Raw genomic sequence first — 13,298 nt, 5'->3', positions numbered from 1 at the left:
AAACTGGCGGAGAGGGGGGGATTCGAACCCCCGAGGCGCTATAAACGCCTGCCTGATTTCGAGTCAGGTACATTCAACCGCTCTGCCACCTCTCCGGTGGTCCCGGCCACGAGGGCCGGGGGCGCAATGATACGGCGATGGGGCGGGGCCCACAAGACGAGCCGCTACACTGTGCGGCCCCGAAGACGCCGCGGCCGCATCCATGTCCGAGATCATCGTTCCCGTCTCCTTTGGCGAGCTGCTCGACAAGATCTCGATCCTGCAGATCAAGTCCGAGCGCATGAGCGACGAAGCCAAGCTGGCCAACGTCCGCCGCGAACTCACGGCGCTGGAGAACACCTGGATGGCGCACCCGGCCGCCGGCAACGACATCGCCCGCCTGCGCGCGGACCTGAAGGCGGTCAACGAGCGGCTCTGGGAGATCGAGGACGACGTCCGCCTGAAGGAGAAGGCCCAGGCCTTCGACGACGATTTCGTCCGCCTGGCGCGCAGCGTCTACCTGGAAAACGACGAGCGCGCGCGGATCAAGAAGGCGATCAACCTCGCGCTTGGCTCGAGCTACGTCGAGGAAAAGTCGTACCAGGACTACGGCGCCGGCGGCTGAGCATTGGCGGCCACCGTGCCGCGGCCCGTGCCCTTCAGCCCGGATGCTCGGCGCGGTAGCGTTCGAACGCGCCGATCGCCTCATCCACGGTGATGAGGTCCATCACCCCTTCGCGCTCGATCTTCGTGCCCCAGCGCAGCCGGGCCGACGGCTTGCCCAGGAAGCGGCGCGCGGCGTCGTCGTAACGGTCCACGCAGTAGCGGCGGTCGGAGTACGGGCCGCTGCGGGCAGGGTCGGTCGCCGCATGCAGCCCCAGCACCTTCGTGCCCATGGCGTTGGCGATATGGGTGGGCCCGGAGTCGGGCGTCATCACCAGGTCGGCGCGTTCGAGCAGGGCCGGCAGCTGCTTCAGCGTGTCCTTGCCCACCAGGTCGAGCAGCGGCACCCCGGCCGCGGCGAGGATGGCGTCGGCGGTGTTCCGCTCCAGTTCGCTGCGGCCGCCGCACAGCACCACGCGCCAGCCCTGCGTCACGGCATGTGCGGCGACCGCGGCGTTGCGCTCCGGGCTCCAGTTGCGCAGGGCGTGGCTGGAGCAGGGCGAGACCACCAGCGTCGGCTGGCCGTCGTCGGGCCATTGCGCGCGCGCCCATGCGCGGGCGTCCGCGGGCACGGGCAGGTTCCACTCGATGCGGTCCTGGCGCAGGCCCAGCGGTCGCACGAACGCGCCGAGCACGTCCAGCACATGGCTCCCGGCATCGGCGGGAATGCGCTCGTTGACGAACAGCCCGTGCAGCTCCTTGGAGCGCGCGCGGTCGTAGCCGATGCGCCGCCGCGCCCGCACCGTGCGTGAGAGCAGGTTGGCGCGCAGCGCGAGCTGCATCAGCAGCAGGGCGTCGAAGTCGCGCCCGGCAAGCTCCCGGCGCAGTGCCCCCATGCCCTCGCGCCCGGTCTTCTTGTCGTAGACCACGAACTCCACGCCGGGCAGGCCTTCAAGCAGGCGCTGCTCGCCCTTGCCGATGATCCAGGTCAGCGCGACGTCCGGCCAGGCCCGCTGCAGCGTGTGCACCAGGGGCAGGACATGGGTCACGTCGCCGAGCGCGGACAGGCGCAGCAGGCAGATGGCACGCGGTGGATCGTTATCGGACTTGGACAAGCTTGCTAGACTCCGGCGGATGGCACAATTCGACGCCACCGAGAGCCTGACGCCGTTCCGCGCCGGACCTGGCGGGCGCGGTATCGGCTCGATTCTGTTCGACCAGACGCAGCTGCGGCAAGCCGACCCCCGCTGGTTCGACCCCGACGCCTGGGGGCCGCGTGCCGTCCCGGTGTCGGGCAGCGGCCGCGGCGGCGCCTGGTTCATCCAGGACACCAGCCACGGGCCCTGCGTGCTGCGCCATTACCTGCGGGGCGGCATGGCCGCGGCGGTGAGTCGCGACCGCCATCTGTGGCGCGGCGTCGAACGCGTGCGCAGCTTCGCCGAGTTCCGGCTGCTGCGTGAGCTCGGCAAGCGCAAACTCCCGGTGCCGCAGCCCATCGCGGCCTCCTATGTGCGCGAGGGGCCGACCTATCGCGCGGCGATCCTGATGCAGCGCCTCATGGATGTGCGCTCGCTTGCGGACATGGCGGCCGGCGATCCGGCCACAGTGCCGTGGGAAGACACCGGACGCCTGGTCGCGCGCTTCCATCGCGAAGGGCTCGACCATGCCGACCTCAATGCGCACAACATCCTTTATGACGACGCCGGCCGCGGCTGGCTGATCGATTTCGACCGCAGCCGCATGCAGATCCCGGCCACCGGCTGGCGTGCACGCAACCTGTCGCGCCTGGAGCGCTCCCTGCTCAAGGTCCGCGGCGCGCGCAGCGAGGCCGAGGTGCGCGAGGATTTCGCCCGCCTGCGCCGTGGCTACGACAAGCATTGGGAGCGGGGTATCTGAGCATGGCCTGGGCGCTGCGGTTCCAGGGGGTGGGCAGCGCGTCGGCGGTGTCGCTGGGTTCCCCGATGGCCACCATCGAGCGCGATGGCGTGCCGTGGCTTGCCATCGACTGCGGCGCGGAAGGCCTGACCGCCTATCTCGCACGCTATGGCGCGCCGCCGCCGGCACTGTTCATCACCCACGTCCATCTCGACCACGTCGCCGGCTTCGAGCGCCTGTTCGTGGCGAACTATTTCGACCCCGCGCGTCGCGGCCGCATGCCACTGTACGTGCCGGTGGACGTGCTGCCGCTGCTGCACCGGCGCGTGGCCGCGTATCCCAATGCGCTCGCCGAGGGCGGCGCCAATTTCTGGGATGCGTTCCGCGTGGTGCCGGTGGGCGATGCCTTCTGGCACGACGGCGTGCGCCTGGAAGTGTTCGAAGCGCGCCATCACTGGCCGCGCACCGCCTTCGGGCTGCGGCTGCGGGGCAGCCTGGCCTGGACCGGCGACACCCGCCCGATCCCCGAGGTGCTGGCGGCAGCCGCCGACCAGGGCGAACTCATCGCCCACGACTGCGGCCTGCACGGCAACCCCTCGCACACCGGCATCGACGACCTGGAGCGCGAATACACGCCGGAGCTGCTGGCCCGCTGCGTGCTCTACCACTACGCCAGCGAGGCCGACGGCGACGCCCTGCGCGCGCGCGGGCACCGCGTGGCCCGTCCCGGCGAGGCGTTCGCGCTGGCCGAGCCGGTGCCGCATCAGGCGCTGTCGCCCTGAATGGAGGCAGCCCCGCCAACTTGCCTCGGCACCCGCGTCGATCGATACCGTTGCTGCCTTCCGGCCCTGGCGGGGTTTTCGATCTAGCGTCGCGAGGGGCCGACGGGGCCACCATGGAAACCTGCGAGCGGGCCCGTTGCGTGGCGCGCTTTGGAACTGGCGGAGAGAGGGGGATTCGAACCCCCGAAGCGCGGTTTAGACGCTTACACACTTTCCAGGCGTGCTCCTTCAACCACTCGGACACCTCTCCGCACCTGCCCGTGCGTCATGCCTGCCTTGGCGCGGCCGCACGGGACCCGCAATTCTAGCCTTCCCGTGGTTGCGTCGACAAGGAACATCGGTGTCGGGGGCGTCGGGAGGGCGCGGGAGGGCGCGGGAGGGCGCGGGTGGGCGCGCGGGACGGCGGGCTGGTGGGTGCTCCGTGGGCTGTCCCGCTGCGCGGGCCTTTATGCCCACTGCGCACCCCCCAGCCCGCCTTGCGACGCCGTGCCGCAGGCCGCCGGCGGAGTACCCCGCGCGCCCTCCGCCTCCGCAGCCATCGCCCACATCTTCACGTGGCAGAATGGCGCCATGTCCTATCTCGTCCTCGCCCGCAAGTGGCGCCCCAAGCGGTTCGCCGAGTTGGTGGGCCAGGAACACGTGGTTCGCGCGCTGGTCAACGCGCTCGATTCCGGCCGCGTCCACCACGCTTTCCTGTTCACCGGCACCCGCGGCGTCGGCAAGACCACGATCGCGCGCATCTTCGCCAAGAGCCTCAACTGCGAGCGCGGGGCTTCGAGCGATCCCTGCGGCGAGTGCGAGACCTGCCAGGCGATCGACGCCGGCCGCTACATCGACCTGCTCGAGATCGACGCCGCCTCCAACACCGGCGTCGACAATGTCCGCGACCTGATCGACAACGCGCAGTACATGCCCTCGCGCGGCCGCTACAAGGTGTACCTGATCGACGAGGTGCACATGCTGTCGAAGGCGGCGTTCAACGCGCTGCTGAAGACGCTCGAGGAGCCGCCGGAGCACGTCAAGTTCCTGTTCGCGACCACCGATCCGCAGAAGCTGCTGGTGACCGTGCTGTCGCGCTGCCTGCAGTTCAACCTCAAGCGCCTGGAGGAAGAGCAGATCCGCGGCCAGATCGCGAAGATCCTTGTTGCCGAAGGCATCTCGGCCGAGCCCGGCGCGGTGCGCCAGCTGGCCAAGGCCGCCGACGGCAGCATGCGCGATGGCCTGTCGCTCCTCGACCAGGCCATCGGCTACAGCGGCGCCGGCGCGAATGTCGCGCTGACCGACCAGGCGGTGGCGACCATGCTCGGTTCGGTGGACCGGACCCAGGTCGCGGCGCTGCTGGCGGCGCTGGCGCACGATGACGGCGATGCGCTGATGGCCACGATCGAGGTGCTCGCGGGGTTTTCGCCCGACTGGGCCGGTGTGCTCGACGCGCTGGCTGAAGCGCTGCACCGCATCCAGGTAAAGCAGCTGGTGCCGGGCGCCGGGACCGAGGCCGACGGCATCGACGTCACGGACTTGGCCGCCACGCTGCGGCCCGAGCTGGTGCAGCTCTGGTACCAGATGGCGGTGGGTGGACGCCGCGACATCAACCTCGCGCCAAGCGCGCGGGTGGGCTTCGAGATGAGCCTGCTGCGCATGCTCGCGTTCCGGCCCGGCGAGGGCCGGGCGGCGGCTGGAAGCGGTGGCGGAACGAGCACCACGGCTGCCGGCCAGGGTGGTGGCCGCTCGGCCGCGGCCGCGGCGCGTGCGGCGCTGGAGGGAGCCGCACCGGTGCCGCCGACCGCTGCGCCGCAGCCCCCGCCTCCGGCCCGGGCCCCGCAGCGAGTGCAGGAGGCTGCACCACCTCGAATGATGGCGCCCACGGCACCCGCGGTGACCACCGCGGTGGAGGACGCGCCGCCGTGGCTCGAGTCTCCCTCGCCGAACATGGATATGCCCGTGCCGCCCGTCGAAGCACGGCGCCAGGACGCCGTGCCGGCCCCTGTTGTCCCGGAGCGACCGGTCGCCCCGCCACCGGCGTCGCGTACCAGCGTGCTGGCGCCAGTCGATGTTGATGCCGGCTCGTGGCCGGACTTCATCGCGGGACTCGAGCTGCGCGGACCGGTGCGCGAGCTCGCGGCCAGCTGCGCCTTCGTTGCGCTTGGCGGCGACGTGCTGCGCCTGTCGCTGCCCGAGTCCGACGACCATCTGCGCGCGCCCTTCCTGGTGCAGCAGTTCGCCGACGCGCTGGGCACGGCATGGGGCACGCCGCCGCAGATCCGTTTCGAAGCGGGCATCGCGGTGAGCGACACCCTGCATGCGCGCAACGAGCGCGTGCGCGACGAGCGCCAGAGCGCGGCCGAAAACACCTTCAACAAGGATCCGCATGTGCAGCGCCTGATGGAGCAGGGCGCGCGCGTAGTCCCGGATTCGATCAGACCCATACAGGAACAGGAGCACTGACATGCGCGGAAATATCGCCCAGATGATGCAGCAGGCGCAGAAGATGCAGGAAAACCTGCAGAAGGCGCAGGCCGAGCTGGCCAACCTCGAAGTGACCGGCAGCGCCGGCGGCGGCATGGTCGAAGTCACCCTGACCGGCCGCAAGGAGTGCCGCAAGGTGCGCATCGACCCGAGCGTGCTGTCGGATCCTGAGATGGCGGAGGACTTGATCGCCGCCGCCTTCAACGACGCGAGCAACAAGATCGACGCCGAGTCGCAGGCGAAGATGGGTGCGGCCACCGCCGGCATGCCGCTGCCGCCCGGCATGAAGATGCCGTTCTGATCCGGCATCGCCCGGCGTCCGTCACACGGTGAGCGTTCCCCTGCTCGAACAGTTGGTCGAGGCCTTCCGGGTCCTTCCCGGCGTTGGCCAGAAGACTGCCCAGCGCATGGCCTACCACGTGCTCGAGCGTGGGCGCGATGGCGGCCGGCGGTTGGCCGAGGTGCTGGGCGAAGCGGTGGAGAAGATCGGCCACTGCGAGCGCTGCCGCGATTTCAGCGAAACCCCCCTGTGCGCGACCTGCGCCAGCGCTTCGCGCGACGCGCAGCTGCTGTGCGCCGTGGAGTCGCCCGCCGACCGCCTCGCGATCGAGCAGGCCACCGGGTACCGCGGCCTGTACTTCGTGCTGCAGGGTCGGCTCAGTCCGCTCGACGGCATCGGCCCGCGCGAGCTCGGCCTGCACCTGCTGGGCGAGCGCCTGGCGCAGGGCGAGGTGCAGGAACTGATCATCGCCACCAACCCCACCGTCGAGGGCGAGGCCACTGCGCACTACCTGGCACAGCTCGCGCGCCAGCACGGCGTGCGCCCCAGCCGCCCCGCGCACGGCCTGCCGCTGGGCGGCGAACTCGAATACGTCGACCGCGGCACCCTGTCGCATGCCTTCGGCAGCCGCGGCGAGATGGCCTAGGAGAGTCCATGAGCACCATCTTCCACAAGATCATCCGGCGCGAAATCCCCGCCGACATCGTCTACGAGGACGAGCACCTCATCGCTTTCCGCGACATCGCGCCGCAGGCGCCGGTGCACGTGCTGTTCGTGCCGAAAGAGGACGTCGCCACGCTCAACGACCTGTCGGGCGACCAGGCAGAAACCGTCGGCCGCCTGGCGCTGGCCGCGGCGGCGTATGCCAAGCGCGAAGGCCTGGCCGAAGACGGCTACCGCATCGTCATGAACTGCAACGAGGACGGCGGCCAGACCGTGTTCCAGATCCACCTGCACCTGCTCGCCGGTGCACCGCTGGGACGCTTCGGGACGCCTGCCTGACGCCTACCAGTAGCCCCACCATGGCCACGGGGCCGGGCGCGTGAAGAACACGCGCTGGCGCTCGGGCCAGAGGTACACGACGTCGGCGTCGAGCAGCGGGAAGCGATAGCTGTAGCCGCCGATGCTGCGGCTCTCATGCCCGCTCAGGCGACCGGTGAACGTCACCTCGCGATTGGCCTCGAACACCGCGGGATCGTAGAACCCGGAGCGACAGGCGATGAAGCGGCCGCCGGTGTCGCTGTCGGCCCAGTACGGGCGGCCGAAGTGGTCCAGGCGCGTGGAGACCATCTCGAAGCAGGTGCTGTCCGCGCGCGGCTCGACCTGGACAATGCGTCCGCCCCAGCGCACCAGGCTGCCGGTGGCGTCGACCTCGGCGGCGTCGTGCGGGGTGAGTGGCGCGTAGTCGCCCTGCAGCGGTTGCGGGTGGGTGGCGCAGGCCGCCAGCAGCGCGGTGGCGGCCAGTGCAAGCAGGGTGCGGATGCGCATGGAGGTCTCCGTTGGATGGGGTGCCGATGCGATGCCGGCGTGCCGGTGTCAGGGGCGATGCGCGCGCAGGTCGCGCAGGAGCGCGCGTGCTTCGTCCTCCTGCTTGGGAGCGTAGCGCCAATCGCTGAAGCGCGCGGTGAGGGGCGTGAGCGCGGCGGACCGGGGTCGCAGCTCCACCACGCGCGCCGCCCATGCGGTCGCGGTCTCGTGCGGCTGCCGCCCCAGGCCGAGGCGCCGGTAGCGCGCCCCGAGCCGGTGCCAGGCGCGCAGCACCGGATCGCGTTCGCGTTCGCCGCGCGCGACCAGCCAGAGCATGCCGGCCAGGGCCACGCATGCCACGAGTGCGAACAGCAGCGCCAGCTGGACGCCGTCGAGGTCGCGGCCGGTCACTGCGTGCAGGATGCTTTGCTGGCGATCGGCATCGAAGCCCAGCACCATGTCGTTCCAGCCGCGCCGCATCCAGTCGCCGATGTCCATCATCGGGGCCAGCGCCCGGAGACCGGCCGGGCTGCGCCCGGTGCGGTCGGCGAGGGTGTCGTAGATGCGCTCGGGCGCCACGGCCGCGGTCGGGTCGACGCGCACCCAGCCGCGCTCCGGCAGCCAGATCTCGGCCCAGGCGTGGGCGTCGGAGTTGCGCACGATCCAGTAGTCGCCGACCGGATTGCGGTAGCCGCCGACGTAGCCGGTGGCTACGCGCGCCGGAATCCCGGACGCGCGCATCAGCACCACGAAGGCCTGGCTGAAGTGCTCGCAGAAGCCCTGCTTCTGGTCGAACAGGAATTCGTCCACGGCGTGGCGCCCGGGCAGGGGCGTGCCCAGCGTGTAGCCGAACTCGGCGCGGATCCACGCCAGCGCGCGGTTGGCGATGGCCGCGTCCGCTGCCGCGCCTTCGCCGGCCTCGGCGCGCCAGACCTGCGCCAGGGCCAGCGTGCGTGGATTGAAGCCGTCGGGCAGGCGCAGCGCCGCGCTGCGCAGGAACGGCCGGAGTTCGGGCTCGAACACGACCGGCGCGGCCGAGGTCATCCGCCAGCGCGTGACCGATGACAGCGGGCGTCGCGTGGACAGGACCTGTTCGTACGTCCGCTCGACCCCGTCGGGCACGTCGACCGGAAGCTCGAGTGCGACCAGCATGCGGCGCTCCGTGGGTTCGACCTCGACCTCGTAGCTGTAGCGTCGCGCGCCGTGCTCGACGGTGGCGGCCGGCAGCGCGCTGAACCAGCGCGAAGTCGTCCACTCGCGGCCGTCGTAGTTCCACAGCACCGGCCCGCGCCAGTACATCTCCGATGTCGGAGGGACAGGGCCGTCGAAGCTGACGCGCAGCGCCGGGCTGTCGTCGTTCATCATGTCGAGCCACTGGCCGGGCGCCATGCTGTCCGAGAGGCCGGGCAACGAGATCACGCGCTCGGGCACGCCCCACAGCGGCGTCGCCATGCGCGGAAACAGCCAGAATGCGGCCAGCGCCAGCGGCAGGCCGATGGCGGCCATGGCCGCGACGCGACGCAGGCGCTCGCGCGCGGGCAGGGTGCGGGTCTCGTCGCTTTCCAGTTCGGCCAGGCGCAGCATCGCGGCCAGCGCCGCCAGTGCGCCGCCAAGTCCCAGCACCAGGCTCAGCGGCCCCTGGTCGAGCAGGAAGGTCGCGAACGGCGCGAACAGTGCAAAGCCGAGCAGGCTGCGTCCGTCGCGCAGCGTGCTGAGCTCCATCGGCTTGAGCGCGAGCATGGCCGCCAGCAGCGCGCAGCCGGTGTCGCGGCCGAAACCGAAACCCGACTGGACCAGCACCAGCGCGACCAGCGCCACCGAAAGCACCAGGCGCAGCGCACCGGGAAGGCGTCGCCGCCACGACAGCGCGCCGACCAGCACTGCGACCGCGGCGAGGCCGGCGGCCAGCGGCCCCGGCAACTGCAGCAGCAGGGACAGGAGGCAGGTCGCGGCCGCGCCCAGGGTCCACGCCCGCGCCTGCGGATCCAGCGCCATGCTGCGGCGTGCCTCAGCCACGGCCGGGCTCCGAGTCAGTCGCTGTGGGCAACAGCGCCAGCGCGCGCAGGCAGGCGTGGCGATGCGCGGCACCGCGACCGGGGCCGATGGCCTGCCGCGGCAGCTTCAGCCGATAACGGCGACCTTCGCGCTCGGCGTCGTCGACCCAGCGCGCCAGGCGGCGGATGCGTTCTTCGTATGCAAGCGTGAGCTGCGACCAGTCCAGCACGACGTCGGCGCCCTGGGGCTGCTCGTACTCGCGCACCAGCAATGCCCCGCGCCGCGCGGACGGCTTCCAGGCGATCGCACGCCGCGAGTCGCCGCGGCGGTAGGCGCGCAGGTGGTGCACATCATCCCCCGCCGGATGCAGCCGCGCCTGGGGCGCATCCCCGGCACCGTGCGGCAGCGGCGGCGCCTCCGCCTCGGGTCGCGGATACACCAGCAGCGGTTCCACGGGCCAGGCATAGGCCCAGGCGCGGGCGATGCCGAGCGGTCGCGTCGTCGAGATCGTGATGCGTCCCGGCCGCAGCCAGCCGCGCTGCCGGGTGGGCAGCGCCAGGCGCGCCTCGCCGGCGCCGTCGACCAGCGAGGCGAAGGTCTCCACGCCGCCCACCGCCACGCGCAGGCCGCGCCGCGCGCGCGCCGGATCCGCACGCAGGTGCACGCGCAGCGTCAACGGCGCACCCGCCGGTACCGGCTCGGCGTCGACGGCAACCACGCGCAGCGCGGACAGCTGCAGGTGCGCGGCAAACAGACTGGTATTGCCGGCACCGGCCAGCAGCAGGGCCAGCAGCAGGGCGGGGTTGTTGTTGTAGTTCAGCGCGCCCAGCAGCATCACCGCCAGCAGGGCGACGAAGAACGCGCCGAAGGCGGTCGGCAGGACGTAGATGCGGCGGCGGTCGAAGGTGACCGGCAGCGACTCCGGGCGCCGCGGGCGAGCGAACGACCCCAGGCGCGCGCGCAGGCCGGCCAGCCACCCGAGCACCATGTTCAGTCGACCGCGACGGCGTGCAGGATCGCCTGCGCCAGTCCGGCTTCGTCGCCGGCGTCGGCATCGGCCACGAGGCGATGCGCGGCGACCGCGGCGAACAGCGTCTGCACGTCATCGGGCAGCACGTGGCCGCGCCCGAGCAGCAACGCGTGCGCACGCGCCGCACGCAGCAGGGCGATGCCGGCGCGCGGCGACAGGCCGACGCGGATCCCGGCGTGGTGGCGGCTGCGCTCGAGCAGCGCCTGCACGTAGCGCACGAGCGCGTCGCTGGCATGCACTGCCATCACCGCCTCGCGCAGGCGCAGCACCTCGTCGGCGCCAAGCACCGGCATCGCGCGCGCGATCAGGTCGCGGCGGTCGATGCCGGCCAGCAGGGCGCGCTCGGCATCCGCGTCCGGATAGCCCAGCTGCAGCCGGAGCAGGAACCGGTCGAGCTGTGAGTCGGGCAATGGATAGGTGCCGGCAAGATCGACCGGGTTCTGGGTGGCGATGACGAAGAACGGATCGGGCAGCGCGTGCGTGGTGCCGTCGACGGTGACCTGGTGTTCGGCCATGGCTTCGAGCAGCGCGCTCTGCGTGCGCGGCGGCGCGCGGTTGATCTCGTCGGCCAGCAGCACGTGCGCGAACACCGGGCCGGGATGGAAGGTGAAGCGCGCGGCCTGCGCGTCGTACACCGAGACGCCGACGATGTCGGAGGGCAGCAGGTCGGATGTGAACTGCACGCGCTGGAAGCCAAGGCCCAGCGTCGCGGCCAGCGCATGCGCCAGCGTGGTCTTGCCCAGTCCGGGCAGGTCCTCGATCAACAGGTGGCCGTCCGAGAGCAGCGCCGTGAAGGCGAACCGGACCGCCTGCGCCTTGCCCAGTACCAGTGAGTTCACCTGGTCCTGCGCATCATGCAGGGCATTGCGCAGGGTGTCGGGTAGCATGTCCGGGTTTGCGGACTGGGCTGTCATGCCGTGCTCCGTGAGGGTCCATCGAAGTGTAACGAGGTCGTTGCCGGATGCGGGAAAAGATCGACGCGCGTGCGACCTTCGTCGCCCTGTGGTGCGCGCTGCTGCTGCTCAAGGCAGTGGTGGCGGCGCGCCTGCCACTGTTCGTGGACGAAGCCTTTTACTGGCAGGAGAGCAGGCACCTGGCCTGGGCCTACTCCGACCTGCCGGGGCTGACGGCGTGGCTGATCCGCATCGGCACCTCGGTCTTCGGCGACGACGCGTTGGCGCTGCGCATGCCGTTCCTGCTGCTGGCGTCGCTCGTGCCGTGGCTCGTGGTGCGCATCACCGCGCGCGAGTACGGCGAGCGGATGGGCTGGCTGGCGGGCATCGCCGCACTGCTGCTGCCGTTGTCGGGCACGCTCGGGCTGATGGCGCTCCCGGACGCGCCCATGGTCGTGGCCACTCTGTTGTGCCTGGATGCCGGCACGCGTTTGCTGCGCAAGGTCGGCTATGGCGCCGCGCTGCAGCTCGCCATGGGCCTGGCCATCGGCGCGCTCAGCCACTATCGCTTCGCGGCGGTGATCGGCGTGGGCGCGCTTGCGCTGTTGATACTGCCGCAGGGGCGGCAGGCCCTGCGTGATCCACGGCTGTGGATCGCCATCGCCTTCGGTGCCGCGGCATGGACCCCGCTGCTGGCCTGGAACTTCGAGAACGCGGAGGCCGGCCTGCGCTTCCAACTGGTTGATCGCCACCCCTGGGCATGGCAGGCCGATGGCGCCTGGTTCATCGCCATCCAGACGCTGCTGGCCACGCCGCTGCTGTTCGCGGGCCTGCTGTGGGCCGGCTGGCGCGGCGCCTTCGCGAAGTCCGAGCCGGTGCGCTTCATCGCGCTGTCAGGTGGCTTGGTGGTGCTCGGTTTCTTCGTGCTCGGCTTCTTCGCCGACACGGAGCGGGTGAGCTTCCATTGGCCGCTGCCGGGCCTGGTGGCGCTGTTGCCGTTGCTGCCCGCCTTGCTGCTGCGCTGGCCGCGCTGGCTGCGCGTGCTGGCCTGGGCCACCGCCGGCGCCGGGCTGGCAGCCGTCCTCGGTTACTACGCGCTGGTCTCGGTGCCCGAGCTGCGCGCACGGACCGCATCGCTGAAGTGGTACCCGTCGAACTTCGCAGGCTGGGACGTGCTGGCCGATGGCGTGCGCGAGGTGCGCGAGGGCATGCCCGAAGGCACGCGGCTGGTGGCCGACAACTTCAAGGTCGGTGCCGAACTCGGTTTCGCGCTGGGCGACCCCGCGATCGAAGTGCTCGAGCATCCGGTGAACCGCCAGCATGGCCGCGCGCCACAGCTGCGCCTCTGGGGCCTGGAGGCGACGGGCGCCACCGACCCGGGTGGGCCTGTGCTGCTGGTCGTCGCCGCCAGCGAAGTCGAATACAAGCACCTGTTGTTGCGTTACCACGCCCTGTGCAGGCGCTTCGGGCCGCTGCCACCGCCCCGCGTATTGAACGTCGACCATGGGCGCACGCGGTTCCTGCTGTTCGCGATGGATGCGAGCGAGGCCCGTACCGACGGTGATGCGTGCACGCTCCCGGCGATGGCCTGGCTCGACACCCCCGCGGCCGGTGCGCGGCTCGACCGGACCTTCGCGGTCGAAGGCTGGGCGTTCAAGGACGGCGTCGGCATCGAGCGCGTGGAAGTGACGCTGGATGGTCGCGTCGTGGCGGAAGCCGACTACGGCATCCACAGCCCCGGAGTGGCCGACTACTGGGACATCTCCACCGATGCCAGCCATCCGCGCGTCGGTTTCTCCGCGACCGTCGCGCTGCCGCCGGGCAGCGCCGGCGCGCACTGGCTCGGCCTGCGCCTGCATGGCCGAGACGGCAGCGTTGAAGACTGGTCCGAGCAGCGCATCGTCGTCACCGCTGCCCGACCCTGAGCC

At 71.3% G+C, this 13,298-nt stretch carries 13 protein-coding genes, 2 tRNA genes and 1 other RNA gene; 8 read left to right on the top strand and 8 right to left on the bottom strand.

What is annotated here, in order from left to right:
• Positions 1–4: 4 nt before the first annotated feature.
• A tRNA-Ser gene (locus ACW5F0_RS11045) sits at positions 5–95 on the bottom strand.
• A 107-nt stretch (positions 96–202) separates the two neighbouring features.
• Here ACW5F0_RS11045 and ACW5F0_RS11040 point away from each other — a divergent pair.
• Complete coding sequence (locus ACW5F0_RS11040; protein ID WP_456999745.1) at positions 203–604, top strand: DUF6165 family protein; 402 nt, start codon at positions 203–205, stop codon at positions 602–604.
• A 34-nt stretch (positions 605–638) separates the two neighbouring features.
• Here ACW5F0_RS11040 and ACW5F0_RS11035 read toward each other — a convergent pair whose 3' ends face one another.
• On the bottom strand, positions 639–1,697 hold the full coding sequence (locus tag ACW5F0_RS11035; RefSeq protein ID WP_456965870.1) for a glycosyltransferase family 9 protein: 1,059 nt from the start codon (positions 1,695–1,697) through the stop codon (positions 639–641).
• Between the two features lie 19 nt (positions 1,698–1,716).
• Between ACW5F0_RS11035 and ACW5F0_RS11030 the strand changes: the two genes are divergently transcribed.
• Both ACW5F0_RS11030 and ACW5F0_RS11025 read left to right on the top strand, forming a co-directional pair.
• On the top strand, positions 1,717–2,478 hold the full coding sequence (locus tag ACW5F0_RS11030; RefSeq protein ID WP_456965871.1) for a 3-deoxy-D-manno-octulosonic acid kinase: 762 nt from the start codon (positions 1,717–1,719) through the stop codon (positions 2,476–2,478).
• A gap of 2 nt (positions 2,479–2,480) precedes the next feature.
• Positions 2,481–3,239: an MBL fold metallo-hydrolase gene (locus ACW5F0_RS11025; RefSeq protein ID WP_456965872.1), complete on the top strand. Its 759-nt coding sequence runs from the start codon at positions 2,481–2,483 to the stop codon at positions 3,237–3,239.
• Positions 3,240–3,248: 9 nt separating this feature from the next.
• Here ACW5F0_RS11025 and ffs read toward each other — a convergent pair.
• Positions 3,249–3,345: signal recognition particle sRNA small type (gene ffs / locus ACW5F0_RS11020), an RNA gene on the bottom strand.
• Between the two features lie 51 nt (positions 3,346–3,396).
• Positions 3,397–3,489, bottom strand: a tRNA-Ser gene (locus tag ACW5F0_RS11015).
• 320 nt (positions 3,490–3,809) lie between these two features.
• Between ACW5F0_RS11015 and dnaX the strand changes: the two genes are divergently transcribed.
• From dnaX to ACW5F0_RS10995, 4 genes are read left to right on the top strand one after another with little or no spacing between them, the layout of a single operon-like run.
• Complete coding sequence (gene dnaX, locus ACW5F0_RS11010; protein ID WP_456965873.1) at positions 3,810–5,684, top strand: DNA polymerase III subunit gamma/tau; 1,875 nt, start codon at positions 3,810–3,812, stop codon at positions 5,682–5,684.
• 1 nt (position 5,685) lies between these two features.
• Entirely contained in the window at positions 5,686–6,006 is a 321-nt protein-coding gene (locus ACW5F0_RS11005) for a YbaB/EbfC family nucleoid-associated protein (RefSeq protein ID WP_456999744.1), read from the top strand.
• Between the two features lie 28 nt (positions 6,007–6,034).
• The gene (gene recR / locus ACW5F0_RS11000; RefSeq protein WP_456965875.1) at positions 6,035–6,631 is read left to right on the top strand and encodes a recombination mediator RecR; all 597 of its coding nucleotides are present in this window, start codon (positions 6,035–6,037) and stop codon (positions 6,629–6,631) included.
• A gap of 8 nt (positions 6,632–6,639) precedes the next feature.
• On the top strand, positions 6,640–6,987 hold the full coding sequence (locus ACW5F0_RS10995; protein ID WP_456965876.1) for a histidine triad nucleotide-binding protein: 348 nt from the start codon (positions 6,640–6,642) through the stop codon (positions 6,985–6,987).
• Positions 6,988–6,990: 3 nt separating this feature from the next.
• Here ACW5F0_RS10995 and ACW5F0_RS10990 read toward each other — a convergent pair whose 3' ends face one another.
• The 4 genes from ACW5F0_RS10990 to ACW5F0_RS10975 are packed head-to-tail and all read right to left on the bottom strand — an operon-like array spanning position 6,991 to position 11,391.
• The gene (locus ACW5F0_RS10990) at positions 6,991–7,473 is read right to left on the bottom strand and encodes a Slp family lipoprotein (RefSeq protein ID WP_456965877.1); all 483 of its coding nucleotides are present in this window, start codon (positions 7,471–7,473) and stop codon (positions 6,991–6,993) included.
• A 48-nt stretch (positions 7,474–7,521) separates the two neighbouring features.
• Positions 7,522–9,447 (bottom strand): transglutaminase TgpA family protein, encoded by a 1,926-nt coding sequence (locus tag ACW5F0_RS10985; protein ID WP_456999795.1) that lies wholly within the window; start codon positions 9,445–9,447, stop codon positions 7,522–7,524.
• Positions 9,448–9,460: 13 nt separating this feature from the next.
• The gene (locus ACW5F0_RS10980; RefSeq protein ID WP_456999743.1) at positions 9,461–10,435 is read right to left on the bottom strand and encodes a DUF58 domain-containing protein; all 975 of its coding nucleotides are present in this window, start codon (positions 10,433–10,435) and stop codon (positions 9,461–9,463) included.
• 2 nt (positions 10,436–10,437) lie between these two features.
• Complete coding sequence (locus tag ACW5F0_RS10975; RefSeq protein ID WP_456999742.1) at positions 10,438–11,391, bottom strand: AAA family ATPase; 954 nt, start codon at positions 11,389–11,391, stop codon at positions 10,438–10,440.
• A 47-nt stretch (positions 11,392–11,438) separates the two neighbouring features.
• On the opposite strand from ACW5F0_RS10975, the gene ACW5F0_RS10970 reads away from it, so the two are divergent.
• Positions 11,439–13,295, top strand: coding sequence for a glycosyltransferase family 39 protein (locus tag ACW5F0_RS10970; protein WP_456999741.1), 1,857 nt, complete (start codon positions 11,439–11,441; stop codon positions 13,293–13,295).
• Positions 13,296–13,298: the final 3 nt, after the last annotated feature.

This window comes from Luteimonas sp. A534 (assembly GCF_054072805.1).
Note: the sequence above shows the minus strand (reverse complement) of the source record. Positions and strands in the feature narration are given on the sequence as shown.

Bases quoted from the DNA above. Each gene is read 5' to 3' on its own strand.
- dnaX (WP_456965873.1), top strand. From the start codon at position 3,810: ATGTCCTATCTCGTCCTCGCCCGCAAGTGGCGCCCCAAGCGGTTCGCC.
- ACW5F0_RS11005 (WP_456999744.1), top strand. From the start codon at position 5,686: ATGCGCGGAAATATCGCCCAGATGATGCAGCAGGCGCAGAAGATGCAG.
- ACW5F0_RS11040 (WP_456999745.1), top strand. From the start codon at position 203: ATGTCCGAGATCATCGTTCCCGTCTCCTTTGGCGAGCTGCTCGACAAG.
- ACW5F0_RS10985 (WP_456999795.1), bottom strand. From the start codon at position 9,447: ATGGCGCTGGATCCGCAGGCGCGGGCGTGGACCCTGGGCGCGGCCGCG.
- ACW5F0_RS10980 (WP_456999743.1), bottom strand. From the start codon at position 10,435: ATGGTGCTCGGGTGGCTGGCCGGCCTGCGCGCGCGCCTGGGGTCGTTC.
- ACW5F0_RS10970 (WP_456999741.1), top strand. From the start codon at position 11,439: ATGCGGGAAAAGATCGACGCGCGTGCGACCTTCGTCGCCCTGTGGTGC.
- ACW5F0_RS10995 (WP_456965876.1), top strand. From the start codon at position 6,640: ATGAGCACCATCTTCCACAAGATCATCCGGCGCGAAATCCCCGCCGAC.
- ACW5F0_RS11025 (WP_456965872.1), top strand. From the start codon at position 2,481: ATGGCCTGGGCGCTGCGGTTCCAGGGGGTGGGCAGCGCGTCGGCGGTG.
- ACW5F0_RS11030 (WP_456965871.1), top strand. From the start codon at position 1,717: ATGGCACAATTCGACGCCACCGAGAGCCTGACGCCGTTCCGCGCCGGA.
- ACW5F0_RS10975 (WP_456999742.1), bottom strand. From the start codon at position 11,391: ATGACAGCCCAGTCCGCAAACCCGGACATGCTACCCGACACCCTGCGC.
- ACW5F0_RS10990 (WP_456965877.1), bottom strand. From the start codon at position 7,473: ATGCGCATCCGCACCCTGCTTGCACTGGCCGCCACCGCGCTGCTGGCG.